Source organism: Sphingorhabdus sp. SMR4y (assembly GCF_002218195.1).
Taxonomy (GTDB): domain Bacteria; phylum Pseudomonadota; class Alphaproteobacteria; order Sphingomonadales; family Sphingomonadaceae; genus Parasphingorhabdus.
In genome coordinates, this window is record NZ_CP022336.1 from 2636458 (window position 1) to 2663320 (window position 26863).

23 protein-coding genes are annotated in these 26863 nt (G+C 58.0%); 14 read left to right on the plus strand and 9 right to left on the minus strand.

Annotated elements, in window-relative coordinates:
- Position 1: 1 nt before the first annotated feature.
- The 6 genes from SPHFLASMR4Y_RS12675 (at position 2) to SPHFLASMR4Y_RS12700 (ending at position 6574) form a co-directional block, all read left to right on the plus strand.
- Positions 2 to 2176, plus strand: a complete 2175-nt coding sequence (locus SPHFLASMR4Y_RS12675) for a TonB-dependent receptor (RefSeq protein ID WP_089133870.1) — start codon at positions 2 to 4, stop codon at positions 2174 to 2176.
- Positions 2177 to 2316: 140 nt separating this feature from the next.
- Positions 2317 to 2943 (plus strand): cytochrome b, encoded by a 627-nt coding sequence (locus SPHFLASMR4Y_RS12680; RefSeq protein ID WP_089133871.1) that lies wholly within the window; start codon positions 2317 to 2319, stop codon positions 2941 to 2943.
- The gene (locus tag SPHFLASMR4Y_RS12685; protein ID WP_089133872.1) at positions 2940 to 3518 is read left to right on the plus strand and encodes an ureidoglycolate lyase; all 579 of its coding nucleotides are present in this window, start codon (positions 2940 to 2942) and stop codon (positions 3516 to 3518) included. The genes SPHFLASMR4Y_RS12680 and SPHFLASMR4Y_RS12685 overlap by 4 nt, the downstream gene beginning before the upstream one ends.
- A complete protein-coding gene (locus SPHFLASMR4Y_RS12690) occupies positions 3511 to 3867 on the plus strand; it encodes a hypothetical protein (RefSeq protein WP_089133873.1) in 357 nt (118 codons plus the stop codon). The genes SPHFLASMR4Y_RS12685 and SPHFLASMR4Y_RS12690 overlap by 8 nt, the downstream gene beginning before the upstream one ends.
- A gap of 25 nt (positions 3868 to 3892) precedes the next feature.
- A complete protein-coding gene (locus tag SPHFLASMR4Y_RS12695; RefSeq protein ID WP_089133874.1) occupies positions 3893 to 5083 on the plus strand; it encodes a class I SAM-dependent methyltransferase in 1191 nt (396 codons plus the stop codon).
- 99 nt (positions 5084 to 5182) lie between these two features.
- Positions 5183 to 6574, plus strand: a complete 1392-nt coding sequence (locus tag SPHFLASMR4Y_RS12700; protein ID WP_089133875.1) for an MFS transporter — start codon at positions 5183 to 5185, stop codon at positions 6572 to 6574.
- Positions 6575 to 6736: 162 nt separating this feature from the next.
- On the opposite strand, the gene SPHFLASMR4Y_RS12705 is transcribed toward SPHFLASMR4Y_RS12700, so the two are convergent.
- The 7 genes from SPHFLASMR4Y_RS12705 to SPHFLASMR4Y_RS12735 all read right to left on the minus strand — a co-directional run bounded on the left by SPHFLASMR4Y_RS12705 (position 6737) and on the right by SPHFLASMR4Y_RS12735 (position 15648).
- Positions 6737 to 8113 (minus strand): MFS transporter, encoded by a 1377-nt coding sequence (locus SPHFLASMR4Y_RS12705; RefSeq protein WP_089133876.1) that lies wholly within the window; start codon positions 8111 to 8113, stop codon positions 6737 to 6739.
- Positions 8110 to 8307, minus strand: coding sequence for a hypothetical protein (locus SPHFLASMR4Y_RS12710; protein ID WP_089133877.1), 198 nt, complete (start codon positions 8305 to 8307; stop codon positions 8110 to 8112). Before SPHFLASMR4Y_RS12710 ends, SPHFLASMR4Y_RS12705 begins: the two co-directional genes overlap by 4 nt.
- Before the next feature lie 247 nt (positions 8308 to 8554).
- Complete coding sequence (locus SPHFLASMR4Y_RS12715; RefSeq protein WP_260806966.1) at positions 8555 to 9922, minus strand: MFS transporter; 1368 nt, start codon at positions 9920 to 9922, stop codon at positions 8555 to 8557.
- Positions 9919 to 10932 carry a phosphotransferase enzyme family protein gene (locus tag SPHFLASMR4Y_RS12720; protein ID WP_089133879.1) on the minus strand — a complete coding sequence of 338 codons (1014 nt, stop codon included), beginning with the start codon at positions 10930 to 10932 and terminating at the stop codon, positions 9919 to 9921. The genes SPHFLASMR4Y_RS12715 and SPHFLASMR4Y_RS12720 overlap by 4 nt, the downstream gene beginning before the upstream one ends.
- Entirely contained in the window at positions 10907 to 11710 is an 804-nt protein-coding gene (locus SPHFLASMR4Y_RS12725) for an alpha/beta fold hydrolase (RefSeq protein ID WP_089133880.1), read from the minus strand. Before SPHFLASMR4Y_RS12725 ends, SPHFLASMR4Y_RS12720 begins: the two co-directional genes overlap by 26 nt.
- Positions 11707 to 12891, minus strand: a complete 1185-nt coding sequence (locus tag SPHFLASMR4Y_RS12730; RefSeq protein ID WP_089133881.1) for a serine hydrolase domain-containing protein — start codon at positions 12889 to 12891, stop codon at positions 11707 to 11709. The genes SPHFLASMR4Y_RS12725 and SPHFLASMR4Y_RS12730 overlap by 4 nt, the downstream gene beginning before the upstream one ends.
- A 168-nt stretch (positions 12892 to 13059) precedes the next feature.
- Entirely contained in the window at positions 13060 to 15648 is a 2589-nt protein-coding gene (locus SPHFLASMR4Y_RS12735) for a TonB-dependent receptor (RefSeq protein ID WP_089133882.1), read from the minus strand.
- A 289-nt stretch (positions 15649 to 15937) separates the two neighbouring features.
- On the opposite strand from SPHFLASMR4Y_RS12735, the gene SPHFLASMR4Y_RS12740 reads away from it, so the two are divergent.
- The 3 genes from SPHFLASMR4Y_RS12740 to SPHFLASMR4Y_RS12750 are packed head-to-tail and all read left to right on the plus strand — an operon-like array spanning position 15938 to position 19177.
- Positions 15938 to 17329, plus strand: a complete 1392-nt coding sequence (locus tag SPHFLASMR4Y_RS12740) for an MFS transporter (RefSeq protein WP_089133883.1) — start codon at positions 15938 to 15940, stop codon at positions 17327 to 17329.
- Complete coding sequence (locus SPHFLASMR4Y_RS12745) at positions 17319 to 18353, plus strand: Gfo/Idh/MocA family protein (protein WP_089133884.1); 1035 nt, start codon at positions 17319 to 17321, stop codon at positions 18351 to 18353. The genes SPHFLASMR4Y_RS12740 and SPHFLASMR4Y_RS12745 overlap by 11 nt, the downstream gene beginning before the upstream one ends.
- The gene (locus SPHFLASMR4Y_RS12750; protein WP_089133885.1) at positions 18353 to 19177 is read left to right on the plus strand and encodes a formylglycine-generating enzyme family protein; all 825 of its coding nucleotides are present in this window, start codon (positions 18353 to 18355) and stop codon (positions 19175 to 19177) included. The genes SPHFLASMR4Y_RS12745 and SPHFLASMR4Y_RS12750 overlap by 1 nt, the downstream gene beginning before the upstream one ends.
- A gap of 2 nt (positions 19178 to 19179) precedes the next feature.
- Here SPHFLASMR4Y_RS12750 and SPHFLASMR4Y_RS12755 read toward each other — a convergent pair whose 3' ends face one another.
- Entirely contained in the window at positions 19180 to 19962 is a 783-nt protein-coding gene (locus tag SPHFLASMR4Y_RS12755) for an SDR family NAD(P)-dependent oxidoreductase (protein WP_089133886.1), read from the minus strand.
- 176 nt (positions 19963 to 20138) lie between these two features.
- On the opposite strand from SPHFLASMR4Y_RS12755, the gene SPHFLASMR4Y_RS12760 reads away from it, so the two are divergent.
- On the plus strand, positions 20139 to 21485 hold the full coding sequence (locus SPHFLASMR4Y_RS12760; protein ID WP_089133887.1) for a purine-cytosine permease family protein: 1347 nt from the start codon (positions 20139 to 20141) through the stop codon (positions 21483 to 21485).
- A gap of 14 nt (positions 21486 to 21499) precedes the next feature.
- On the opposite strand, the gene SPHFLASMR4Y_RS12765 is transcribed toward SPHFLASMR4Y_RS12760, so the two are convergent.
- The gene (locus tag SPHFLASMR4Y_RS12765; RefSeq protein WP_089133888.1) at positions 21500 to 22357 is read right to left on the minus strand and encodes an alpha/beta fold hydrolase; all 858 of its coding nucleotides are present in this window, start codon (positions 22355 to 22357) and stop codon (positions 21500 to 21502) included.
- A 114-nt stretch (positions 22358 to 22471) separates the two neighbouring features.
- Between SPHFLASMR4Y_RS12765 and SPHFLASMR4Y_RS12770 the strand changes: the two genes are divergently transcribed.
- From SPHFLASMR4Y_RS12770 to SPHFLASMR4Y_RS12785, 4 genes are read left to right on the plus strand one after another with little or no spacing between them, the layout of a single operon-like run.
- Complete coding sequence (locus tag SPHFLASMR4Y_RS12770) at positions 22472 to 23767, plus strand: M24 family metallopeptidase (RefSeq protein WP_089133889.1); 1296 nt, start codon at positions 22472 to 22474, stop codon at positions 23765 to 23767.
- Positions 23764 to 24603, plus strand: coding sequence for an LLM class flavin-dependent oxidoreductase (locus tag SPHFLASMR4Y_RS12775; protein WP_089133890.1), 840 nt, complete (start codon positions 23764 to 23766; stop codon positions 24601 to 24603). Before SPHFLASMR4Y_RS12770 ends, SPHFLASMR4Y_RS12775 begins: the two co-directional genes overlap by 4 nt.
- Positions 24600 to 25868 carry an NtaA/DmoA family FMN-dependent monooxygenase gene (locus SPHFLASMR4Y_RS12780; protein ID WP_089133891.1) on the plus strand — a complete coding sequence of 423 codons (1269 nt, stop codon included), beginning with the start codon at positions 24600 to 24602 and terminating at the stop codon, positions 25866 to 25868. The genes SPHFLASMR4Y_RS12775 and SPHFLASMR4Y_RS12780 overlap by 4 nt, the downstream gene beginning before the upstream one ends.
- On the plus strand, positions 25865 to 26845 hold the full coding sequence (locus SPHFLASMR4Y_RS12785; protein ID WP_089133892.1) for an alpha/beta fold hydrolase: 981 nt from the start codon (positions 25865 to 25867) through the stop codon (positions 26843 to 26845). Before SPHFLASMR4Y_RS12780 ends, SPHFLASMR4Y_RS12785 begins: the two co-directional genes overlap by 4 nt.
- Positions 26846 to 26863: the final 18 nt, after the last annotated feature.

The window sequence follows — 26863 nt, forward strand, 5'->3', positions numbered from 1 at the left end:
CATGACCAAGACTGACATCCGTATCAGCAGCGCTATTGCGATTGCCGGGCTGGCTTGCGCCTCGCCAGCGTTGGCCCAGAATACCACCGGCGACCCGGCCGAAGCCGGCGAGAGTGACAATATGCTGGGCGAAATTGTCGTCACCGCCCAGCGCCGCGAACAGCGCGCAGATGATGTTGGCGTGACGATCAACGTGCTGACCGGAAGTGATCTCAAGGCTGCCGGCACCCAATCGGTTGTGGATCTGGCTGCGATTACGCCCAATGTGCAGATCAAGAATGTTCTCGCCAACAGCGTCGTCAATGTCAGCATTCGGGGCATTGGTCTGAACGATTATGCGGCAAATAATAATCCCGCTGCGGGCATGTATGTCGACAACGTCTATCTCGTGTCGCCCGCCATGCTGTCCTTCGGGCTTTTTGACGTCGATCGCGTCGAGGTGCTTAAGGGGCCGCAGGGCGACCTGTACGGCCGGAATACCACTGCCGGTGCCGTCAATATTATCAGCCGCAAGCCGTCTGCCACCACCGACATCATGCTCGAAGCCGGTTACGGAACCTATGATAGCTGGCATCTGGAGGGCGCAATCGGAGGCGCCCTGACATCCACTCTGACCGCCAGATTTGCCCTCCAGACGGTGCAGCAGGAATCCGGGCCGCAAACCAATTACGTCACCGGCAACCGGATCGGTAAAGTGGATCGGACGAATGGCCGGCTGCAACTGCAGTGGGATCCCAGCGACAGTTTCAACCTGCTTCTGAACGTCCACAAGGGTTATGACCGCTCCGATGTCACGCTCTACAAGGCGGACAATATCCTGACCACAGAAGAGGACGCGTTTGCCGGCCAGCCGCGGGTGTCGGGCGCCGGCGTTGACCCGTATATGGAACTGGAATCCACTGGCACGTCCCTGACTGCCAACTGGTCCGTCAGCCCAGATGTGACGCTGACCTCGATCAGCGCCTATGAACATTTCACGAGATTGCACGTCGAGGATACCGACGGTACCTCTCTCGCCTATCTGGATGCCACCTATGACAACAATATTGATCAATATTCCCAGGAAATGCGGCTCGCCTATCAGGGCGATGCTTTGAATTTCATCGGCGGCATATTCTACTCGCACGACAAGGTGAAAACGCGTGATACATTCTTCTCACCCGACCTGCTACCGCTCTTCGGCCTTCCGGGACTGGACACGATAGGCAACACCTATCGCCAGCGCACCGACGCCTACGCGGCCTTCATGCACGCAGAATGGACCTTTGCGCCGAATCTGACGCTGATCGGCGGACTGCGCTATACCGAGGAAGACAAGACATTTGACCAGGCGACGACCTTTCTTTGTACCGCCGGAGCCTGTTCGGATCTGTTCGCGCCGGTCAGCAATGATTATTCGACCTCGAATGTTTCGGGAAAAATCGGTCTGAACTACCAGGCGGGGGACCGCACATTGATCTACGCCAGCGTCAGCAGGGGCTTCAAGTCCGGTGGTTTCCAGGGCCAGCTTACGTTTGATCCAACCGTGCTCCAGCCCTTCGGCGACGAAAAGCTTACCGCATATGAGCTGGGCCTGAAGACACGACTTTTTCCCAACTTCCAACTGAATGCCGCGATTTTCAACTATGATTATAGTGATGCCCAGTTTTATGGACCGCTGTTCGATTCCCCGGTCGGTGTATTGTTTGGCATTGCCAATGTCGGCGATGCCCGCGTGACCGGGATCGAAGCGGACGCCCGGTGGCGGCCGACTGCGGGACTGGACCTCCGCTTCGGGGCAGGCTGGATCGATACCGAGGTCACCAAATCAGTGGTGGCGGGCGTTACCGAGGGCAGCGATTTGCCCAATTCTCCCCGTCTCACGCTCAACGGCCGGGTAAAATATGAATGGGCGCTTTCCGATCGGACTGATGCCGACATCACCCTTTCGGGCAATTACCAAAGCCGCGTGCGTTTCGATGTCGTCCGCAATCCTGCGGAAGCGGTCGAAGGCGGCTATGTCCTTGTCAATGGTGAAGTGGGGCTATCCTTCGCAGATCACTGGCGGGCTTCGATATGGGTCAAGAATATTTTCGACCGGCTTTACCGGACGCAAGCGCTCAATACGAGCGTAGGCTGGACAAGCCAATATGGCGCGCCTCGTACCGCAGGATTCAATCTTTCCTACAGCTTCTGACAAGGCCGGCTGTGGCATCAGGCTGAGAGGTGTCAGGCTGGCTGCGGCCCGTTTATCCGTTGATCGGACAAGGTCGTCCTGCCTTGCTGCATCCGGCGCTTTTGCGAGGCAGGTTATATCCCAGCTCAGATCGCAGGGACATGGCCATTTCCGAAGAACAACCCGATTCATGGACGCCTTTTGCGAGATGGCTGCACTGGACTGCTGCCGTCGCGTTGCTGGTGCTTGTCCCGGTCGGCTATGTCATGGCGAATACATATGGTAACCCGGATCCCGGTGTTTACCGGATCCATATTCTGGCCAGCCAGATTCATCAGACCCTGGGCCTGTCTCTGATCGCGCTGGTGATAGTGCGCTTTGGCTGGCGGATGACCCATCCTGCGCCGGTTGCGGATACGGCCATGGCTGGCTGGCAATTGCGTCTCGCGCGCGTTGTCCAATGGGCGCTATACGGCTTTCTGCTTGTCATCCCGCTGCTCGGCTGGGCGGCCTTGTCGTCGCTGGCCGATGTCCCGGGATTCGGACCGACCCAGATATGGTTTTTTGGTCATGACGGTTTCGGTGCAGGCGGCATGATCCCGCGGATAGTGCCACCGGTGCCTTATGACGCGCCGCAAATACTGAGCTATTCATCGCTTGCTTCCGCCCATCGCTGGCTGGCCTATGTGGCGGGCGCAATCTTGACCTTGCACATCTTGGGAGCATTGCGGCATCACTTTATCCTGAAAGATAATGTGCTGCGGCGGATGCTGGGAACAAAAATATGAATGATCACAAAACTATCCATCTGCCCCTGCTCGAGGCCAGCGCCGAAGCATTGGCGCCCTTCGGGCAAATTATCGGTAGCGCTAGCGGCGTGAAGCCGGTCGCCGTCGACTTTTACAAGGGCGCGGTGGCGATGTCCTATCCGGTGAAATTCGAATGCGAGCATCCGGTCGAGGTGTCGCTTGCCAATCTTGGCCGTCGGCCCGGGGAAGTCCGTTATATGGAGCGGCATTTTCAGCATACGCAGGCTTTCATTCCGCTTGGCGGCAAGCCCTTTGTCGCGGTCATGGCGCCACCGAATGATGATGATTTGCCGGATCTTTCGGCCGTGAAGGCGTTTCTGTTCGACGGGTCTGCGGGCTTCCAGCTCAATCTGGGAACCTGGCACGAATTTCCCTTTGCGCTTGAGCCTGACACCGAAATGATCGTTCTGCTTTCGAGCCAGACCGGCTATGATCTGAAAGCCAAGGATGCGGTGACCGAAGAAGCTTTCGGTCCCGATCTGGACAAGAAGGATATCGCCGCGCGCACAGGCACATTGTTCCAATTCGATTTGAAGGAGTATAAAAATGGTTGAGCGCAAGAATCAGGAGCGCACAAGCCGGTCCAAGGGCAGTCAGCCGATTGTTTTTGAAGACGAAAGGCAGGACGCGCTGGCCGGTATGGTCCTGTCGCTTCTGGGCGAGGTGATGGTTCTGAAAGACCGTCTTGACGCGAACGAACGGATGCTGGAAGCTGCCGGCTTGCACGGTCCGGAAGATGTCGACCGTTTTACGCCCGATGCCGCCGTGAACCAGCACCGTGGAGGCTATCGGCAAGCCATATATGATCGTGTTCTGGGCAGTGCGCTGGAACGTTTGCTTCCGGACGCGCTGACGGAGCAAAAGGCCTATGACGGCGTTGTAAATGAAGTGGCATCTGACTGATATTATCGGCGAAAGGAAATACCCAATGCAGAAACAGCTAAATCACAGCCATTTTGGCCATGAAATCATGCCGCAGGCGACCCATGATGAGCAGGCTATGGAAGATCATTTCCTGGCAATGCGGGCATGGACCAATCGCAATGTCGATCCGCTCGACCGCCGGCTGCTCGACGAGGTCATTGTGCCCGAGGTCGAGGCCGCGACCAGCAAGAAGCCGACCAGCAGCGCACATGTCCGCAAGCCACTGGAGGCCCATCCGCTGCACCAATATTGGCTCACTCTGTCGCTCCATTATCAGGATCGCATCTGGCGGTCGATCGACGGCTCCATCGCGCGCCAATATGACGAACTGGCAGAGAAGGTAGAGCAGCATAGCAAGGCGCCCATCGGTAGTCTTACACTTGACCCGGATCTTGAAATTCCGCGCTATATCGGCGAATTTGACCATCACCGGATGCCGGGCAGCTATACGGTTGATACGGCTGAAGATGATTTCCGGGCCGGTGCGCTCTATGATCGCTTCTCCTCGACCTATTTGCGCAACATGAACGGTGGCTGGAAAAATGACGGCCGGGGGCACACGCTGGCCAGTCACATGAAGGATTTCTATCCGGATTTCCAGCCGAAGCGCATTCTCGATCTGGGCTGCTCGATCGGCCAGAGCACGGTTGCCATTGCCAGTGCCTATCCGGATGCAGAAATCCACGCGATTGATCTGGGTGCGCCGATGTTGCGCTATGGTCATGCCAGGGCCGAAGCCATGGGTGTCCCGATCCATTTCAGCCAGCAGAATGCCGAATGCACCAATTTTGAAGATGCAAGCTTTGATCTGGTGACATCCTCCGCGATGTTCCATGAAACATCTGCCAAGGGCATGCGCGCCATCATGCGCGAGTGCCACCGGCTGCTGCGTCCCGGCGGGATCATGTGCCATGTCGAGGTTCCACCGCGGCACGAGCATCTGTCTCTGTGGGACCAGATGCGCTGCGACTTTGAATCGCACTATAACAACGAACCGTTCATGACCTCTCTCGCCCGGACCGACTGGGTAGAAGTTGCTGAGAAAGCAGGCTTTGAACGCGACAAGGTTCTGGTCGGCTACCGCAAGGGTGTGCCCGAACTGAAAGTCGATCGTAGCGATTTCTTCACGGAAGGGCATCCCGAAGGCCGGACTTTGCTGGGTAGCTGGTACGCCTGCTCGGCCGAAAAGACATAAGCAAATGACAGCACCGACGGAGCAGGAAACCATGGCTCCCTGCTCCGTCGGTGCCAGTCTCTCTGCAGACCGACAAAGTCTGGATAATTTGGAGGTCTGATGACCGAATCGATCGTATCGGCAGACTCTCCGGTCTCGCAGGGGGTGATGCTAAAATATGGTATCGGGCAGCTCGGCGCCCAGATTTTCCGCGATACACCCGCTGTCCTCCTTCCCATCTTCATGATCACCATGCTCGGTATTCCGGCATGGCTCGCCGGTCTGGCGATTATGGCACCCAAACTCTGGGTGGTCATTTGCGATCCACTGGTGGGTTCCTTCTCTGACCGGCTCGAATCCCGATTTGGCCGTTCGCCGATGCTCGCGGTGGGTGCCGTGGCCTCTTCCATAGGGTTTTTCGCCCTCTTTACGGTCTCGGATTTCGGTTCCCCCTGGTTGGCAGCAGCCGTTGTCTCGCTCACTTTCCTGTTGGCGCAGACCGGTTTCAGCGCTTTCTCCGTGCCCTATCTGGCGCTGGCCGGAGAGCTGTCCAGCGACACGCACGAGCGGACCAAGATCCTTGTTTACCGCATGATATTCACCATGATCGGCCTGATATTGGGGATCGGCGTGGCACAGCCGATGGCGGAATGGTTCGGGGGCGGTCGTTACGGCTGGATGGCGATGGGGGCTGTGCTCGGCATGGTCTGTGCTTCGACCATGTTGACGACGGCCTTCAGCCTTTGGGGATTTCGCGCGCCACGCAAGGTGCAGGAGCAGGTCGGGATGATCGAGCAGTTGCGGCGGGCCTGGCGGAACAAGCCATTCATGATGATAAACATGACCAATTTCTTCCAGTCTATCGGCTCCTCCTGCTCCTTTTCGGTGGTTGGGCTGATCTTCATCTATTCGATCGGAGACATTTCCCTGCTGTGGCCGTTCATGGTCGCGATGACCGTTGGTTCGTTGCTCAGCCAACCCGTCTGGCTCGCCAAGTCCAAACGTTATGGCAAATTGCCGGTGTTCGTCTTCGCCTGTATCGCCTGGGGACTGGTCACGCTCAGTTGGCTGGCTCTGGGCAGGTTCGGCGACTCCAGCTGGGCCGTGCCCCTGATCGGACCGATGCGCATCGAAGTGATATTGGTGATGGTACGCGCGGTGCTGATAGGGGTCTTCAATTCCGGTTTCATCCTAATGGCGATTTCTCTGTTCACAGATACGCTGAGCTACGGCAGCCAACCGGATCAGGCACCCCAGGAGGGAAGCCTGTCGGGAATGTGGTCCGCTTCCGAGAAAATGGCCTTTGCCCTCGGTCCGCTCATCAGCGGCGCGGTGCTGTCGCTGTTCGGCTTTGTGTCGTCGACGGGGGGCGCGATCGCCCAGTCGCAGACGGCAATCGACGGCGTGATTCTCTGCTATTCGGTCATTCCGGCTGCTATCGTCGTCATGAGCCTGGCCTGTCTGCGCAGTTACAGCAGGTTCATGCAGGACGAACCGACTGTCACCCGCTAGGCATCCCGTGTCTCCGGACGGACTCCGGTCGCGTCTCTGGCAGGGTGCAACACCACTGCCATAGCAGGATGGTCGTTTCACTCCCTGTCAACGCGATGTAGCCCTTTCAGCGGCGAACGCCCGGCCAGAACATCTCGAGAGCGACAGCCGCTGCCGTTCGACTCAGGGTCGCTTCACATCCGGATAGCGTCCGCCGATCTTGTAGAAGCTGATGCATATCGCGTTGCAGGCGAAGAAGAACACCGGCAGAATCGTGAAGCAGAAATACAGCGCGTTGACCGCGGATTCCGGCTGTTCCACAATCTCGCCACCGGTGGTTGGCAGATAATTGGAAAAGCTCAGATAGGCACCGACCGCCGCCACACCGAGCGCGAAAGTGGTCTTCTCGATAATGGCGATCACACTGGAGAGCAGGCCTTCCCGTCGCAATCCCGTGACTTCGCGGTCATAGGCCAGGCTGTCGACGAACATGGAAATCGAGAGCAGGATCATGCCGCCGGAACCAAGGCCGCTGATGACTCCGCGCCAGATAATCCCCCAGGTGGTAATCGAACTGTCGGTCGTCAGCCAGCTCAGTGAGCCGATCGCCATCATCAACAGCCCGATGATATAGGCATTGCGCTTGCCAAGCCGGCGTTCCATCCACAGCCAGAGGGGCATTGACACTGCGGTGGCGATATTTTGCGCCAGCGCAAGCTGCATCTGCCCGGTATAACCGATCAACAGGACGTTCAGCTTGAACAGCAGGCCGGTCGTGGCGAGGCTGGCGAAGGCGAGGAACTGGAATATCTTGGCTGCAACAATCGCGACGAACGGCTTGTTGCGATAAATCTGCTTCAGCGAGTCCCAGCTGATTGCAGGTTCCGGTTCTTTTGATGCCTCGATATGCGGAGCCTTGGCCGTCCCCAGAAAGGATGCGAACATCGCGGAGCCAATAACCAGCGCCATGACCCAGCCCATGATCATATAACCATTGGCATCGGCGCCTCCCCAGGAGATCAGGGCCGCTGTTCCGGCCATGGCCAGGATCTGGCCGAGCGACACGAAGAGCGTCCGGAAAGACAATAGTCGGGAGCGCTGGTATTTTGACCCCGTCATCTCTGACGGCATGGCCATATAAGGCACATTGAAAAGCGAATAGCCGGTCGAATAAAGGATCAGTGCCAGAAACATGTACAGCGAGATATAGTCGTCATCCATCGCCGGCGGCGAGAAGATGGCGAGAAAAGACAGCGCCGAAACGAGCGCGCCGGCGAGCAGATAGGGCCGGCGTCTGCCCCATTTCGACCGTGTCTTGTCGCTCATCGAGCCAATGACAAAATCGGCGACGGCATCATATAGCTTTGACGCCATCAGCAGATAGCCCGCGATTTCCGCATCCTTGCCCAATACCGTGGTCATGAACGCCGGGAAATAGGTGGTGACACCGTTCAACATGATCGACACGCCGACCGTGCCCACGCCGAAGCCCAGGCACACGCTCATTGGCAATTTCGGGTCCGACGTGCCGTCCGGGTTGATATGTGGCTGGTTGCTCATTCGGTCATATCCTTATGCGAGCAGGCGGCGTGCGCCCTGATCGAATAGTTGAATTCGGTTGGAGAAAATTGCGCCGCTGCCAGGCGTCGCGGCTTGAAATGTTGCATAAAATTCTGGGCTATTGCCGGCGTCGTCACCGGATGATCCGGTCCGGGCGACGGGGCTATCAGCAGGATGGTCGACAGTCCGGTCAAAATTGTAACATCCTGGCACCATATGCCGGGCTATGGACAAGGCGCTGCCCGATGCCGCGCAAATTATACTCTTGTCGATCTGCCTTTGCCATTTGTAATGCAGTTACACCTTGGTGTGGGCTTCTCTCGCTCGTCTGGCCATTTGATCGCAGAACGGATAGCCGGCCCTGCTTGTCGTCGATCGCGATCCATCAGATGTGCGGAACGATGGTGAGCAGACCGGGCCCGGTAAAGGCCCGGCCTGGTTTCAGTTCTGATCGACGAGCGCCGGATCCAGTAAAAGAGCGGTCTCTGTTTTCGCCAGACGGGCTCTTGTCATCCCGCGCCATGCAACCGCGTAGAGAATCGAGCCAATCAGCAGGCTGGGAATGGCGACAATGGCGATCGACCAGCCAACCAGTTCGGGATCACCGAGTATATGTTCGGTGACCGAAGCGATCAGCAAGGGGCCGCATGCCGCACCGATCATGGTGTTGAGGATCAGGGTCAGGGAAATGGAACTGCCCCGCATTTGCGGAGGCACGATGGCCTGCAACGTCGCAAACATGACCGTCCCGACCACAGAGAAGATGGCTGCGCTAGAGGCAACCAGCAGGGCGGCCATATAGACATCCTCGAGCATCACGGCGAGCGCGGAAGGGATGGCCAGCAAAGGGACGAAGGTGAGAATAGCGAATCGCGCCATTATCTTGCCCGACTTCATCGACCGATCGAGCAAAATTCCGCCGAGCAGCGGTCCGATTGCGGCAAAACCGATAGAAAACGGTCCAAGCCATGCGCCGAGAAAGGCCGGAGAGGCGCCAAAAGCGCGCATCAGCATGGCCGGTGCCCAGGCACCCGCGCCATAGGCGACGAGGAAGATGATTGCGAAACCAAAGTAGAGTGGCAGCAATACGCCCCGGTTGCGCCAGAAAAATTGGGCTTCTGCGACACCGGGCAGCGCTGCCTTCACCGGTTTGACTGCAGTCGCATTATGACGCCGTGGTTCGCGTGTCGTCGCCAGACCCATCGCCACGAGCAGTCCGACTGCTCCGCAGATGACAAAGGTGGTGCGCCACGGAGTCATGGTTCCGATAATGGGAATTCCTGCAAATCCGCCGGCAATCGCAACGCTGATGATGATGCCGGTGACAGAAATTGCGATCCCGTTAGCGAGCCCCTGACCCATCATGTAAACGCTGATCGGGCGACCGCGTTTTTCCGGCGGGAACATGTCGGCGATCAACGAGATCGCGCAGGGGCCCAAGGCGGCTTCGCCAAGCCCGACCATCAAGCGGGCGGCAAATAATTCGCCAAAGCTGGTGGCATAGCCGCTCGCGATGGTGGCCAGACTCCAGATGGAAATACCGGCAATCAGCAAGCGCTTGCGCGACGTGCGATCGGCCAGCAGCCCCATCGGCAAGCCCATGAACGCATAGAACACCCCGAAGGCCAGGCCCTGCAACAGCCCGATCTGGACATCGGTGATGCCAAGATCCAGCCGGATCGGGTCCACCACGATATTGAGGATCGCCCGGTCAATGACGGAAAAAATGCCTGCCAGGAAAAGCAGGCTGACCATCCACCAGGCGCTACTAGCGCGCGGCCATGTCGAAGCGGGTGCAGCAGCGGTCACAGCAGGCCTGCATCGCGCGCGCGGGTCTTGATATAGTCTCCGAGCCAGTCGAGATTACGGAAGCGCAATGTGCCGCGTCCGACCGATACCGAACTGTGAGCCATACCGGCGACAAGACGGAATGCTTTGGCCATCATGAACAATTCACCGTTTTCGATTTCCAGCGGAGTGAACGGACGGACTGACTGATAACCGGCTTCGAACGCTTCGCCATAAGCAGGCGAGAAATCATAGAAGAGATTGCCCCAGACATAATTTTTGACATCCTGCATCAGGAAATCTTCGCCAGCGGCGTCAAAATCGAGGAATGTGATCGTGCCTTTATCGTCGACATGGACATTGCTCGGGTGGAAATCGCGATGGCAGATGCCCATCGGCACGCCAGCATCGGCCAGTTCCTGCAGTCTTTTGTCGAGGGCCGATGCAATGATCGGGTAGTCCCGGAGATCGTCGGGCCGATCATAGACGAAATCGAGCAATGCGGGCAGGCAGATATTATAGTCGCGGGCCGTGTCGGGCGTGAATTTATGGCCGGGCCCGGCATGCTCGATTCCCAGCAGATGCATTTTTGCAAATTGCGCGCCAATCTGTGCGGCCGTATCCTCGCTCAGCATGTCGCCGAATTTCTTGCCCGGTGCCCAGTCGTACAGCGCAAGGGCCCGGTCACCTTCCGGTGAGGAGGCCTTGAAATAGAGACTGCCGTCATGTTGCGGTACCGCGACCGAAGCAGGAAATTCACGATCTTTCAGAAAGGCGAGAAAATCGAGTTCATAGGCAACGTCATCCACGTCGCGATAGGTCTTGCGCCACACGCGCAACGCATATTTTGTTTTTGCGTCCTGCACCAGATATACATCGTTCATCCCGCGATAGAGGAGCCACGCCTCGACCTTGCCCGAGACAGGATAACGCGCGGCCACCTCGCGGGCAATGAAGTCGGGGTGGACAACCGAGTGTGAAATCTGGGCGACCGGCAGATCGGAATCAATCGAAGAAGAGGCGAAGTTCATTGGCTATTCTTTCCTGTGCAAATTCAAAAATATCTCGGTTCAGATCCGGCATGTGACGTATGGTGATGCCGGGGATGAGTGCGGCCGCTTCGAGCGACGCTTCACGCAATTGTTCGTCGGGCTGTAGCAGCAGCGCTGGCAAAGTCAGCCCGGTTATTCGTGTATAGTCATAGGACCAGACACCGCGATAGGCCCAGCTGGACCGGTCCAGCATCCAGGCCTTGTCGGCGAACGACCGGATTGCCCGTTCGAGCGGTACGCGCCGGTCGCGCTGGCCAACGACATAGTCCCACAAGCGTGGCAGCATCGACAATATCGCTGTGCCGGCATCGTCATTGGCCGGTGTCTCGACCACATTTTTCAATAACTCGGCGCGTTTTTCCTCGGGATACATCGGGATGCCGGTCATTGCGATGCGCGCAACCTTGTCGCCCCGCAGTAGCGCCAGTTCCATGGTCAGCAGTGCGCCGGTATGAAAGCCGTAAACATCAACCGGACCGGCGATGGCGAGCGCGTCGATGGCATCGGAAAAGCTTGCCGCATAGCCGGCCATATCGAGCGGCGCCGGCGGAGGATCGGACATGCCATAGCCCGGGGTATCGAATGCGATGACCCGGCGGTCTGTTGCCAGAGCATCGATCAACAGTTCATATTCGTAGGAAGAAGAAGGATTCTGGTGCAGCAGGATCACTGTCGGTGCTGTCGGATTTTCCGGCGCGGCCTCGCGGTAGTGCATCTGGCCATACCGGCATTGTGTATAGGCGCGGGTCACCATCATTCGATACCCGCTAATATCATGTTAGGCAGCGCTGAATCGTCCCATGTGTAGCTTGGCGTTCCGATCCGGACGATCACCAGCTGCTCGGACGGGACGATATAGACCCGCTGGCCGGCCGAACCGTCGAGAAAATAGACATCGTCACGGGCAAAAGATTCTGCGGCTGTGACCACGGCGCTGATGCCCCTGCCATATGTTCGGCCTGGGTTATGCGGGCTACCACGCCATATCTGCCAGCCGTAATTGGGATTGGCGGGGGAAGGGGCGAGCATCTGCTTGACCCAATGTTGTGGCAGGACCTGATCTGTGCCGACACGGCCGCTGTTGAGCAGCAGAAGCCCGATACGCAGCCAGTCTTGTGCGCTGGCAATCAGGCAGCAGGAATAGCGCGGCGATCCGTCCATCCGATCCAGCCACAAAGAGGCATCGCCAGCACCGATCGGTTGCCAGATCGAGCGGGACAGCCAGTCCGCATAGCGCATGCCGGTCGCGCCCTCGATGGCCCAGCCGAGCATCGCCGTATTGCCATTGGCGTAACAGAATTCCTGCAGCGGGACACAGCCGTCCGGCCAGTGGGCAACCGCCGCTCCGAGATCGTTTCCGAAACTATACTGCCAATAGGGACCATCACTGGCGCTAGCAAAAGGCGGTGTCTGCATGCCGCTGGCCATCTCAAGGAAGGCGCGAACGGGCCTGGAGCCCCGAGCGGTTCCCCGCATAGTGGGTATATAATCGGAGATCGGGTCGTCGACGCTTTTGATATGGCCGGCCGCTACTGCCGTTCCCACTGCCAGAGCCACCACTGTTTTCGCCATCGATGCCGTTTCGTAGCGGGATTCCGGGCTAAAACTGTCCCAGTATTTCTCCAGTTGCAGCTTGCCGTCTTTCCAGATCAGAAGCGCATAGCTTTTTTCGGTTTCCGCGAGCCGGAGTGTTTTTCTGATAGCCTCCGGGCGGATCGAACTCTCTTCAACCGGCCGGAATTTTACCGCATTGCCGCCACGGACAGCCTCTTGCGGTTGATACCAGTCGATGTCCTTGACCAGTGTCTGGACCGGAAAATCGGCGCGCCTTTGCTCAACCAGCTCGACCTGTTCCGCGCTCGGCCACGCGAGCGACGGGGCCTGAGCGGATGCGGCGCTGGCCAGGGAAGCGATAAGTAAAGTGATGACCTTACGCATTGTGAACAGGAGGCCTCATGAATTGGTATTTTCAGGAGGCAACATGGCGCCGCATGACAGGTTTGGATATTCCGGGATAGTGAATGACCGTCTATCGGGCACCGTTCCAGGACATAAAAAAGGGGCGGCACAATCGCGCCGCCCCTCTCGTCTAACCAGGCTTATAAATTAGAATTTAAAGCCGGCCTTGATCCCGACGGTACGCAACTCGGGCAGACCAAGGTTCAGATATCCATAAGGACCGGTCAGGGAGAAGTCCGGTGTCAGCAATGAATTCTGCGCGATCGAAGTATATTGCTTGTTGTTGAGAAGGTTCTTGGCAAAAACTTCCAGCGTCAGATCGCCTCTGGTGAAACCGATCCGGCCGTTGACTACAGCTCTGCCCTTGATCCAGGTCAGGTTTGCAGCATCTACAAATTGCTTGGATTTGTAGTTTACGTCAGACCGGATGAACCAGCCACCATTGTCCCAATTTTCAATGTCACCGAAAAACTCGATACCTACCGAACCCGAGTATTTGGATGTCAGAGCCAGCTGATTGCCTTCGAAACCATCGTCGATGACACCGGTCAGCAAGGAGATGGACGGATCCGCGAAGCTCTGGATGGAGCTGTCATTGATCGCGCCTGCTGCGGTGATGTTGACGCCTTCGACCGGGCTGGCAACAACATCAAGTTCGACACCCCAGAGATTCACATCGCCGGTATTGGCAACGCCGTTGATGATCTGTGGCAGGGAGGTCGTTGGGTCAATGAAGATGGCTGACCGCAGGTTGTACTGGTCTGTCCAGTCGGCCTTGTAGACTGCCAGGCTGCCGCGAAGCAGGCCATTGAAGAACGAACCCTTGAGGCCGACTTCATAGTTGGTCAGCTTTTCTGGTTTCGTCAAAACGCCCAGTCCGATGCCGGCGGCCGCCGCTACTTCGCCCGCCGAACCGGTGAAGAAAGAGGTGTTGAACGAAGTGATGCTAACGTTCGCGGCTTTGGCCCATGACGCATAAATCATGACATCCGGATTGATGTCATAGTTGATGATCACGCGGGGCTGGAAGTTGTTGAACGTCTCGGAGTAGAAGGATTCCAGCGGTGCAAATGTTCCCGATGGCAATCCGAAGCTGTTGTTCGCAGCGATGGTCAGCGGCGTAGCACCGGCATAAGCAAAAATCTCATCCTGCTGGTAGCGGCCTTCGGCACTGATCGTCAGGCTGTCGGTAACTTCGTAGCTGAGACTGCCGAATACGCTCTTGGTGACCGATTTGCCAGGCGCCTTGAGGCTATTGCCACTGCGCGGTGCAGAAAATTGCTCCTCGCCGTAGATGCTGACAAGGTCATTTTTGGTGATAGCTTTCAGATAGCTGACGCCAAGCATCGCCTGCAGCGGGCCGCCATTGTCGTAGGATGCACGGAATTCCTGCGAGAAATCCTCGTTTTCCCGCTCAACAAGGAACGGGAAGCTGAATTCTGCACGGGCACCCGGGATACCAGCGCCCGGATTGTCGAGCGAAGTGCTGTCATAATTGTCGAGATCGGCCAACTGGCTATAAATTTCGTAGTTATAGCCGGTCAACGACGACAGCGTGATACCGGTATCACCAATTTCATAATCGATCGTCATGTTCAGGTGGTAATATTTGCGTTTCAAGCCATAGCCTTCGACACCTTCACCCGGAGAGGTGACGCGCGCGGTATAATCGTTCAGGCGGTCCGCAAGCTGGCCGTCTTCCACGGTATTCTGCGCAGGGCTGAAGCCGGCTGGCAGGCCTGGCGCAGCACCGCAGATATAAGGACGGACGACTCGGGATTCAGTGGCACTGACACCTGCCGTGTAGCCGTTGAGGTTACAGTTCGAGCTGCTGGGAACAATCACTGTGCCGTTTGTGGTGCCGGAATTAAAAGGAATATTCAGCGCGCCATTGTCGGACCGTATTTCATAGGCGGACAACATGCCCTGGGCCGACGGACCATCATCATCTTCGGAATAGAGGCCGAAAGTGCTGATCTTCAGGCTGTCGGACGGCGTGAATTCGAGCTGGAGCGTGCCGGTGCGGGTCTGCTGATCGCCCAGGGTTTCAGACGGGTTGGCCTGGTTGGTATAGGAGCCGTCCGTTTTCCAGCCGCGACCGGTTGCCCGGAAGCCCAGAACGTCTTCGATAATAGGGCCTTCCAGCGACAGCGACAGATCATAGCTGTTGCGGGTGCCGGCTGAGGCACTGACCGAGCCGCCAAAATAGTCGGCGGGCGCTTTGGTCACGACATTGACGGCACCGGCGAAGGTGTTCCGTCCGAAATAGGCCGATTGCGGTCCTTTCAAAATCTCGATTCGTGCTGGATCGGTCACTGCGTTGACAGCCGTGGCAGATGCAACGGGAACGCCGTTGATGAAGGTCGCAGTCAGCGTCGACGTAGTGGTCGATGGTGTGAACCCGCGCAGCGAAATCTGCTGGAACGAGCGGTCGTTTCGACCAGAGTTCACGTTGTTCACGTTAATGCCTGGCGTGTTTTCCACCAGATCATTGATCGATGTGATGCCCTTGGCTTCGATCGTCTCGCTCGTCATCGCGGTAATTGCGATTGGCGTCTTCAGCAGATTTTCTTCACGCTTACGTGCCGTAACCACGATAACGCCCGGAGCTGCTTCGGCTTCGGCTTCTGTTTCCTGTGCATGAGCTGCGCCAGTTGGCAAAGCCAAGCTGGTGGTCGCCGCAGCAATTGCTACTAGTGAGCAACTTAATTTGCTCGTCATTGTAAGATATTTCATAATTCGAACCCTTCCGGATATTTTCAAGTCCTGTGCCGGGACCTGCTGGATTTAAAAGTGCAAGCGGTAACGCTGTCTTAAGTCCACCCCCGCTATCCAAGTCGGGCCTTCTTGGCCTCAACTCGCCACCATATCTCCGGCGACACGTCCTTTGTTACAATCGCGTTTCGCCCACTATCCACCACGCGATCAATCGGCGTTAGTCTAGCACCGATTGCCCGTGAACGGTCCACTACCTTGCCGGCTAATGTAAAATTGCATCAGTCATTGGTATGGAGTCTTCAGCACTATGACAGGATTACAAATCGCCAGCCCAGGGCATGCGCAGCGGTCGGGGCTGGCTGTCCAAACCAAGGCAGGCTTTGGAATCGGACAGATTGCCGGGCAATTGTTTCGCGATGCGCCATCGCTTCTTCTGCTATTTTATCTGACCAGTATATTGGGTATCGAACCAGCGCTGGCTGGAGCTGTGATTTTTATCCCGAAAGTCCTTTTCGGAGCGGGATTCGATCTGACGGTGGGGCTGGTGTCGGACCGCTATGCCGCGCGGTTTGCACGCCGCCGGTGGTTGCTGGTCGGTGCCATCGCTGCGCCCTTTGCCATGCTGGGCGCCTTTACCGTGCCCGAAGGCTCCCAGTTTCTGCAGCTGGCCTGGGTTTTCATCAGCTTCAGCTTCTATATGGCGGTCTTCTCCACTTTTTCGGTACCCTATCTCGCGCAATTTGCCGAAATGACCGACAGTCCGGCTGAACGCACGGAATTGATGGCCTGGAAACACGGCTTTACCGGGGTCGGCGTGCTGCTCGGCTCGGCCGGCACACCGGTGATGATCCATATTCTGGGCGGCGGGCGTACCGCCTATATCTGGTCGATCGGGGTGATCGGGCTGATTTGCTCTGCGGCCTTGCTGATCGCATGGTATAGCGCCGGCAAGATTCCCGACCGGAAAAACACCGCCAGACCCCTGGAGCCCCGGGAACTGCTGAAGGTCTTTTCCGATCGGCGCTTTGTCATTTTATGCCTGTCGGCTGTCATCATGACCGTCGCCGCCGGTATATCATACGCCAGCTTCGCCTTTTTCGTCTCCTTCGCCATGGGGCGCAGCGATGCCTTCGTACAGATCGGCATTATTTCGACGATCATGGCTTTTGTGGTCATGGCGGGCGCGCCGACCTGGGTTTATGTCGCCAAGTGGCTCGGCAAAAAGCGGACCTATATCGTCGCAGCAACCTGTCATGGTCTGGTCCTCATATGCTGGGGAACATATGCAGATAGTCCGATCTATTTCGCCTATATCATGGCCGGTCTACTGGCGCTGTTCAATTCCGGATGGGGGCTGATCATCCTGTCGATGCTCTCCGACGCGATTGCGCGTTCGCGTGAGGAAAGAGGGGAAAACCGGGCGGGAGCCTATTCCGCGGTCTGGTCGATTATCGAAAAGGCCGGTATCGCGGCGGGCGGCACTCTGGTCGTTGGCGGCATTTTGTCGCTTACCGGCTTTGATACCGAATCGGCAAAACAGGGAATCGCCCAGAGCGCCGACGCTATTCAGGGAATTGTTCTCGCCTACGCCTTTATACCCGGCATCGCGAAAATCGTGACGGCCGGTCTTATCTGGATATTCATGCCGGATGACGATCTTATGAAACCTGCGCCTGTCGAGTTTGTCGATGAAGACTGAACCGATAGGCCTCGCCCTGGTGGGCTGTGGCAGAATCAGCGCCGCCCATCTTTCTGCCGTTGCCGAGCTCGATCCCGCCTTCCGGCTTGTCGTGACCGTCGATCCGGATCTGACTGCAGCGCAAGCGGCTGCCGAACCATTTGGTGCAAGCGCTTTTGCCGATGTTCCCAAAGCGCTGGCCCAGCCAGGCATTGATGCGGTGCTGATAGCAAGCCCCAATGGCATGCATTTCGAGCAGGCTCGCATGGCTATCGCGGCCGGCAAACATGTGCTGGTCGAAAAACCGCTTGCCGAGACCGGCGCGCAGGCATTGCAGCTTAGTGAAGCGGCCGCTGCAGCCGGTGTAATACTGGCTGCAGGGCATACATTCCGGCACGGGGCGGCGGTCCGGACTTTGATGGAGCGATTGCCAGATTTCGGGAAACTGCTCTCGATAGAAGTCAGCCAATGTGTTTTCTGGGATGGACCGCAAGCCCCCTGGTGGGCGGAGCGGACGCCGGAAGACGGCCTGATTCTATCGCTATTTGCGCCTCATGCGCTTGATTTTGTCCAGCTCGTCATGGGTGCCGCAGATCCGTTGCGCATGCATGTCGAAGCGGCGCGACACCAGACCGGGTGGCAGGCGGAAGACGAGGCTATGATGTTGTTCGCCTATCCGGACCGGAAGATGGCCACCGTACACATATCTTACAACCAGCCGCATGTTCATGATCGCAAGACGCTTTTCTTCGACAAGGGGGTCGTTGTGATTGAAGATGGCGAGCTGCTGCGCTGGAATGGCGAATCGCTTGTCGAGCCAGCAGCGGGTGTCTTGACCGATAGCAGCAAGATGGGCGGTCGCGATCTGTCCCATTATTTCAGCGCCCAGCTATCGGAATTTGCCAAAGCCGTGAGAGGCGAGTCGCATTGCTGCCCGACGGGGCACGACTCGGCGCGGCTGATCGAATTGCTGGACCGCGTGCGCGAGCAGGCCCTGCTCAATAGCGGTGATGCGATCAGAGCCCAATCGGAGGAGAAAAACTGATGTCCCTGTTTCTAGTCGTCGCTTCGGCGGCAGCGAGCCCGGTCACAGAGCCACCGGCCTTTCCGCCGGTTCGGGCCGGCGCCGCCTTTGCCGAATGTCAGGAATGTCCGGAAATGGTAGTCATTCCGCCCGGCGAGTTTGTCATGGGTTCCTCGCAGGAAGAGCGCGACACGCTTGGTGTGATGAAGATGTTCGATAAAATGGAATCACCGCGCCACAAGGTGTCGATCGGCTATTATTTCGCGGTGGGTCGCTACTCGATCACCTTCGATCAGTGGGATGCCTGTGTGGCAGACGGTGGGTGCAACGGCTATTCACCCGATGACTCAGGATGGGGACGGGGCCGCCGTCCCGTGATCAATGTGAATTATGCCGATACACAGGCCTATATTTCGTGGCTGAGCGCCAAAACGGGCCAGCAATATCGGCTGTTGAGCGAAGCCGAATGGGAGCATGCCGGTCGCGGCGGGACGGATAGCTGGTATCCCTTCGGCAACAGTATCGATCCGGACAAGGCCAATTACGGTCATAATCTGGACCGGACAACGCCGGTAGGAAGCTATCCGCCCAACGGTTTCGGATTGCATGACATGACGGCCAATACGGCCCAGTGGGTTCAGGATTGTCACCATGATGATTATGTCGGCGCGCCGACTGACGGTTCCGCCTGGCTCAGCGGAGACTGTAAATTGCGGAATGTCCGCGGCGGGGGGTGGAGTCTGCAGGGATGGAGCGTTCGTGTTGCGCAGCGCATTGGCGATCCACCCGAAGCCCGCAATGATCATCTCGGGTTTCGCGTGGCCCGCGATCTGCCGCAGCCCTGATGCTATCGTCCGCCGGCCACGTCCAATGTGCTGCCGGTGATATAGCTTGCTTCCGGTGACGCCAGGAAGCTGACGGCATTCGCGACCTCTTCCGGCGTGCCGAGCCTGTGCAACGGTACCATCCGGATCGGGCTATATTCCAGCCCGTCCTCGTGCATTTTCCGCAGATAGGGGCCGGCCAGTTCGGTGTCGATCGGTCCGGGCGCGACCGCGTTGATGGTGATAGCATGATCGGCGAGCTCGATCGCCAAATCGCGGACAAAGCCGATCACGCCGGCTTTGGCTGTGGAATAGGCGCAGGCTCCGGTATGAAAGGCATTCCACACCGTGCCGTTGCGGGCGCCGGATGACAGGCAAATGATCCGGCCATATTTCTGGTCCATCATCGCCGGAAGCGCCGCCCTGGTACAGAGGAACATCGACCGCAGGCTCAGCCGCATAGTGTGGTCCCAGTCGTCGACATCCATGTCCCAGATGCGACCGGAACGTCCGCCCCCGACATTGTTGACCAATATATCAGGCGTGAACCCTTTCTCCTGTGCCTCGGCAAATAAAGAGGTGACAGCAGCCTCGTCGGTCACATCGCAGGTCAGGGCAAGCGCCTGTCTTCCGTCTTCGGCCAGAAGCGTTCCGGTTTCAGCGAGCCGTTGCGGATCCTTGTCGGCAATGACGACGCGCGCACCCTGCCTGGCCATATGCAGGGCGCAGGCTTTGCCGATGCCCAGTCCGGCACCGGTAATCAGGGCTGTTTGCCCGGCAAGGCTGAAAGCGAGATTTTGTTCCATCTGCCAACGCTAATATAGTCCCGGCCCAACGGGCGGGTCATTGCGATGCTGTCCGCTGTGCGGAATATTACCGAAATATCCGAACAGCGAGCAAGTATGACATTCGCGCGAACCGTCCTGCATCAAACATGGTCTCCTGAAAACATCGGCATATCGTCGCAAACAAGGGGGCGCAGATGAACTGGGATCTGAAAAAATGGTGGACGCTGGACGAAGCCATGGAAATCGAATCGGCCGACAATCCGTTTGCGCCGGTGACCGCTGACCAGCGCCAGGATACGACGCCCATGCTGGCTCTGGCCTTCGGCTGGGGATTCCTGATCACGGGTCTGATTGCCGGAGGGCAGATCGGCTCCGGGCTCCCTTTCTGGCCCGATTTCATTCTCGCGACCTTTGTCGGCAATATGATCAACTTTGCCATTGGCGCGCTGGTCGCGTTTATCGCCTATAAGACCGCCTGCAATTCAGGGCTACTCTATCAGTTCGTCTATGGGCGTGTCGGCGTCTATCTGCCGGTGGTCTTTGTCGCTCTGCTGCTGACGGGGTGGCAAGCCATCATCGTCGGTGCTTTCGGTTTCACATTCGCCCAGAGTTTCGAAAGCCCGTTATTCTACGCGGTGGCCATCTTCGGCGGACTCCTGTTTACAGCCACGGCCTATTTCGGGGTCAAGGGCATCGAGAGGGTCAGTCTCCCGTCGGTCGTAGTGCTCGTGCTGGTGGGATTATATGCCATCTATCTCAATGTCGACAATGCGGGCGGCACGTCGGCTTTTCTTGCTTTGTCCCAGGATACAGCGGCAAAAACACCCATGTCTTTTCCCATGGCAGTCAATCTGATCGTCGGATCATGGGTGGTCGGCGCTGTCGTCATGGCAGAATATGCCCGCTTTGCAAAAAAGGCATGGGTGGCGATCGCCATTCCCTTCATCGTGATGATTGTTGCCCAGTGGTTTCTGCAGGTTGTCGGGGCCATGGGGTCGGTGGTATCCGGTTCACCCGATTTTACCACCTATCTGCTCAACCAGGGCATGATCGTTGCCGGTCTCGGCATATTGGGAATGAGCCTGGCGCTCTGGACCACCGGTAACGCCAATCTCTATTTGCCGGCAATCCAGACGTCAGCCGTGATGCGGCGCCCCAAACGGGTGATGGTCGTTGTGTGGGGCCTGCTGGGCACTGTGCTCGGGCTTGGTCTTTATCAATATTTCCTCGACTGGATCAATTTGCTCGCCGCTCTGGTGCCGCCGCTGGTGGGGCCGCTGATCGTCGATTATTATCTCGTCCACAAAGGACAGTATGATACGGATGATCTCCCCCGGCTGCACCGTTGGAACCGGAGCGCGATAGCCTCCTACCTGGCGGGCGCATTTTTCGCCTATGCGCATCTGGAAGGACTTCTGACTTTGCCCGAGCAGCTCATTCCCTCCCTGTTTGGACTGGTGGTATCGATGCTTTGCTATGCAGCCATCTGCGGTGTCGCAGCAGCGACGGGCAAAAAGGTCGGCTATTCCAGCCTCCGGTAGAGGCGAACCGGTGCCTATATCCGGTCGATATTCCGATCCAGAAAGGCGGTCATCGCCGAGGCCTTGTGTCCCGGGCCGGGCGCGATGCTGGCAACCTCGCCGCAGGGCAGCAGCTCCAGAGCTGTTTCGACGGCGGCCTTCAGTGTCGGGAGTTCGCCATCGGGCTTGAGCAGAAGTGTAGGGGCGTTCAGCTGTGGCATCCGTTCAAACGCCCGATAGTTGAAAGCCGCCAGATAGGGTTTGGAATAGCTGTCGAGCGCCTTCAGCACGTCCAGCGTGATCCGGTGCAATATTGCCGGCGGCGGCATTGGAACTGATAAGCGGTTTTCCGGAACTTTCAGGAAATGGGGAAAATATAGCGCCTGATCCCGGCAGAAGTTGAAGGCCCAGATCAGATGGCGGCCATATTCATCCGGCTCCACTTTCGGCGCATAATTGGCGACAATCTGCTCGCGCAGTTCGTCCTCATATTCGGTAATACCGTCGAGCATTATCGCGCCGCTGTTTTGCGGAAAGGCGACCCCGAATTCACAGGCAATTCTGGCGCCGGTGTGAGTGCCATATATATGGGCCTTGTCGAGTCCCAGCCCGGCCATCATCCGCTTTATGGAATCTGCGAAATAGGGAATGTCCGGTGTCTCGGGCGCCGGCACATCGGAGTCGCCGTTGCCCAGCGTATCCGGTGCGATAATCGAACCGCGAAATCCGGCTCCGGCCAATTCCCGCATCATGTCCTGCATGAACCACGATGATGCGGGCGATGCATGAAGCAGGATGATTGGAACGATATCCTCGTCCCCTTTCAGGATTCGCAAGTGAATTTGCCCTTCGTCAAGTTCCACGAATGCACGGCTGATTTTCTGTTCTGTCATGATGGCAGACTAGAGCGTCATGCGACGGGGAATCCCTTGGCGCTGATCCTATCCAACAGTCGGATAGCGACGAGACTTGTTCCTACATCGTTCGGGTAAGTGCGACATCGGGGCATGCCAAAATCGTTTCCGTCCGAAGATGCTTCCTTGCTCCGTGCCCTCGAAGGCCGCGGTCCGATGAACATGGAGCGCGCGTTGCAAGTGATGGATGTTCACGGGCTGGACGGGATTGTTGTCGGTGCGCCGGAAAATGTCTTTCACATGACCGGACATTGGCCGCAGATTGCGCGCACGCGCATCGGTCAGCCGCCGGGAACGTTCGCACTGCTGACCCGGCGGGATATCGAGCATCTTGGTCTGGTAACCAGCAGTTTTCTCTATTTTTACACTTGGTCCGATGGCCGTACGCGCGAAGACGTAGAGCCGTGGCTCTACAATGGGCTGGGGGATGATGGCGATTTCAGCCCGGCGCCCCGCTACGATTTCTGTGCTGACCGGCAGGATGTGCCGCTAAGTGCGCTCGAGAGCCACCGCCGTGCGGTACTGGACACCGGGCTGGCGCAACGCCAGAGTTTTCATGATGCCGGCGCGGCGCTGGCAAGCGCCATGCAAGACATGGGTTTGTGGAAAGGGCGCATCGGTTTCGATGACCCGGTCATCCAGGAAGTTGCCAGCCGGCACGATATGCCGGGCGATCTGGTCCAGGCTGACAATATCCTGCGGGAAATCCGGCTGGTTAAATCGTCGCTGGAAATCGCCTTGATGGGCCGTGCGGCAGAGGCCAATGTCCATGCCCTGAACGCCGTCGGCGCGGCGGTCCGAGCCGGAGCCACCCACCGTGACCTGCAGGCGCTGTATCTTGCAGAGACGGCGGCGCGGGGAAACAAGGCTGTCTTCCTTAATGTCGATCGGGTCTCTTCCGAACTGTCCGGGGAAACCATCGCGGACGGCCAGGCTCTGTTCCTCGACGGCGTCAGCCATTTCATGAATTATCATGGCGACTTTGCACGCACGGTGTTTGTCGGAGAGCCCTGCGCATCTGCGCGTCGGGCGGCGGAAGCCTCCGCGTTTGGCTGGTCCGCCATCCGCGAAAAACTGCGGCCCGGTCTCCGCTATTCCGAGATCGTGGCAATGGGGCAGGAAGCTGTCAGCAAAAAAGGCTATGGAGTCACGATCGGCTTTGGCCCGCACAGCGTCGGACTGGCTCACACGGACGAGCCCGGAGAGCTGGCTGGCGGCTTCTACCGCAAGCCCGATATCATTCTCGAGCCCGGCATGATTATCAGCGTCGATTGCCCTGTCCTCGATACGGGGATTGGCGGCTCTGCCCATTGTGAAGACCTGATGCTGATCACGGCAGACGGTGCCGAACCCATCCATTCCTTACACGAACCGGTGATAATCATATGAACAGACATTTTATACTATCGGCTACGATCGCGCAGCCGGAGCTCAACAACCCGGCGTGGGCCGACAGCGTGTTGAACGGAGCAGACCGCGCCGGGATTGACCTCGCCGTGCTGGGGGCACCCGGTTCCCTGCCGTTTGATCCCATGGTGATAGCTGCATGGGCGGCACCGATGACCCAGCGGATCGGGCTTGTCCCCTGCGTGTCGACGGCTGTGGCACATCCTTTCCACTCGGCGCGGTCGCTGTCGGCGATCGACTTTCTGTCGTCCGGACGGGCAGCATGGAACCCGATAGCGGGAGCGGGGCACGACAATATAGTGGCTGCGGACATGGTATCTGCGGCCCGCAGTTTGTGGGACGGCTGGGCCAGTGATGCGCTGATTATAGACAAGGAAAGCGGTCGGTATCTGGACGGCTCCAAAGTGCGGCTCAGCAACTACGAAGGCCCGCATTTCAAAGTAAGGGGGCCGCTGAACGCTGCCCGTCCCTTGCAGGGGCATCCATTGCTGGTCGCTGACGCTTCCGCGCCATTTGATGTCGCGGGCACCGACCTTGTGATCCTGGAGGAAGGACAGGCCGCATTGCCAGGCTCCAACTGCCTGAAGCGAGCCGGAAACAGTCCCGACCTGGCAGCACTGGTTGCTGAATTCGAAGCGGGCGAGATTGCCGGAGTGCACTGGACACTTACTAATCCGGGCGATGATCTCCGGGAGATTGCAGAATTCTCTTCGGCGCTTTCCCGTTTCCGGCAGGCGCGGGAAACCGGCAGCACATTGCGCGAGAGACTAGGCCTCCCCCTCTCTGACAACCTGATTTCCGAAGGAGCGTTCGCATGACCAAACAGATACATTTATGGGCATTTCTTCAGGGCATCGGCCATTATCCGAGCGGATGGCGTCATGCTGATGCGACACCCGAGGCGGTCTTCAGCATGGATTATTACAAATCTGTCGGTCAGCTGGCCGAGCGCGGACGGTTTGATTCGATCGTTTTTGGCGATCAATTGCAGTCGCGCGGCGCAAACGGTCACACACCGGAACGCGTTGCCATCCCGACGCTCGATCCGATAGCGCTTCTGGCCGCGATGGGGGCGGTTACCGAACATATCGGGCTGGTCGCCACTGTCTCGACCACCTATTTCGAGCCGGAGGCGGTGGCAGAACGCTTTGCGACGCTGGACCGGATCACTGGTGGCCGTGCGGGCTGGAATATCGTGACCACCGCGCACCCGGCTTCGGCCTGGAATTTTGGCCAGGACGAGATGCCGGAGAAATCGTCCCGCTATGCCCGCGCCCATGAATTTGTCGAAGCGGCCTGCGAACTTTGGGACAGTGCAGAAACCGATGGCAATGCCGTACCGGTGCAATATCGCGGCCAGCATATCACGATGGACGCTACAATGCCCGGGCCTGCTCTGCCGCAAGGCCGCCCTATTCTGGTGCAGGCGGGACAATCACCCGACGGTCGCGCCTTCGCGGCAGCGACTGCGGAAGCGATCTTCTGCCCTGCTCCGACGAAAGAGGACGGCATCGCTTTCCGCAACGACATGCACGAGCGTATTGCCGCCGCAGGACGCGATCCGGAAGCGGTCAAGATCATGCCGGGACTGTCATTCATTCTCGCGGATTCAGAAGAGGAAGCGATTGCCAAGGACGAAGCCATACTCGATCTGGCAGATGAAGCCTTGTGTATTGAATATCTAGGCGAATCGATCGGCTTCTGGTTGGGCGGCCATGATCCGAAGGAGCCGATTCCGTTCGACGATATCGTGGCCGGAACAGAATTCCCCGTTGCCGATATCACCCGCATGCTCGAAAAACCGGCGGCAAGCGGCATTGCGCTTGGCGAATTTGCTTCCCGCCATGTGCGGACTCCGCGCGGTCACACCGTGTTCCGGGGGACGCCGCAGCAGCTCGCCGACCGGATGATTGACTGGATCGATTCCGGTGCCTGTGACGGCTTCACCCTGCAACCGGCCTATATGCCCGGAGAGCTGGAAATCTTTGTCGATCAGGTTGTGCCCTTGTTGCAAAAAGCAGGCCGCTTGCGGCTCGACTATCCCGGACCGACGTTGCGCGATACGATGGGAATTGCGGCATGACCGGCCTGCGCCGGATTGGCGTAGCCCTTGCGTTGCTTCTGCTGGTTGCTGGCGGCCTCGTCCTGTCGATGCGGCTGGGGGCCTGGAACACGGAGCGCGCGGCCGTGACGGAAAAATGGGGCCAGGGCCCGTCGAAATTCACCTCGGTCGACGATGTCCCGATCCATTATCGGGATGAAGGCGAGGGGCCTGTGGTAGTGCTCTTGCATGGCAGCATTTTGAACCTGCACGAATGGGATGCCGTAGCCGATCGGCTGAAGGGACGGTTCAGGGTTATCCGGTTCGACTGGCCGCCTTATGGACTGTCCGGGCCGGACCCCAAGGGTGTCTACACGACTGCTCGAGCGGCAGAGTTGATGAACGGCTTGCTGAAGCAGATGGGAATCGAGAAATTCGCGCTGGTCTCGACGTCCAACGGGGCCAATGTGGCGCTGGAATATAACCGCCAATATCCTGGCAACGCGTCTGTCATGGCCTTTTCCGTATTGCCGCTCGAGCGGCCGAGCCAGGACCGCGAAATCGACTGGCGTTTGCGGATAATGCTGCCCTTCCACAAACATCTTGTGCCGAACTGGCATCCGCATCTGTTCTACCGGCTGATCCTGGAAGACACGACTCCGGACAGCTTCAAGCCGACGGCAACCATGGTTGATCAAATGTACGATATGAACAACCTCCCCGGTGCTGTTGAGCGGCAGAAAGCCTATATCGATTCCAATACCAGGTTGTTCAAGACGATGGATGTAGCGGCCATCGCCGAAACGGTGACCGTTCCGGTTCTGCTGCAATGGTGCGCTTATGACACCGTTATTTCCCAGTCGGCGCAGCAGTCGGTCGAGCGGTTCACCAATACCAAGGTGGATCTCATCGAATATGACGATCTCGGTCATTTCCCGATGTGGGAAGATCCCGATCGTTTCACCGCCGACCTGATAGCCTTTCTCGACCGCCAGCTGCCTTCAGAGGCAGCCGAATAAGGTCGATTCTTTGCGTTC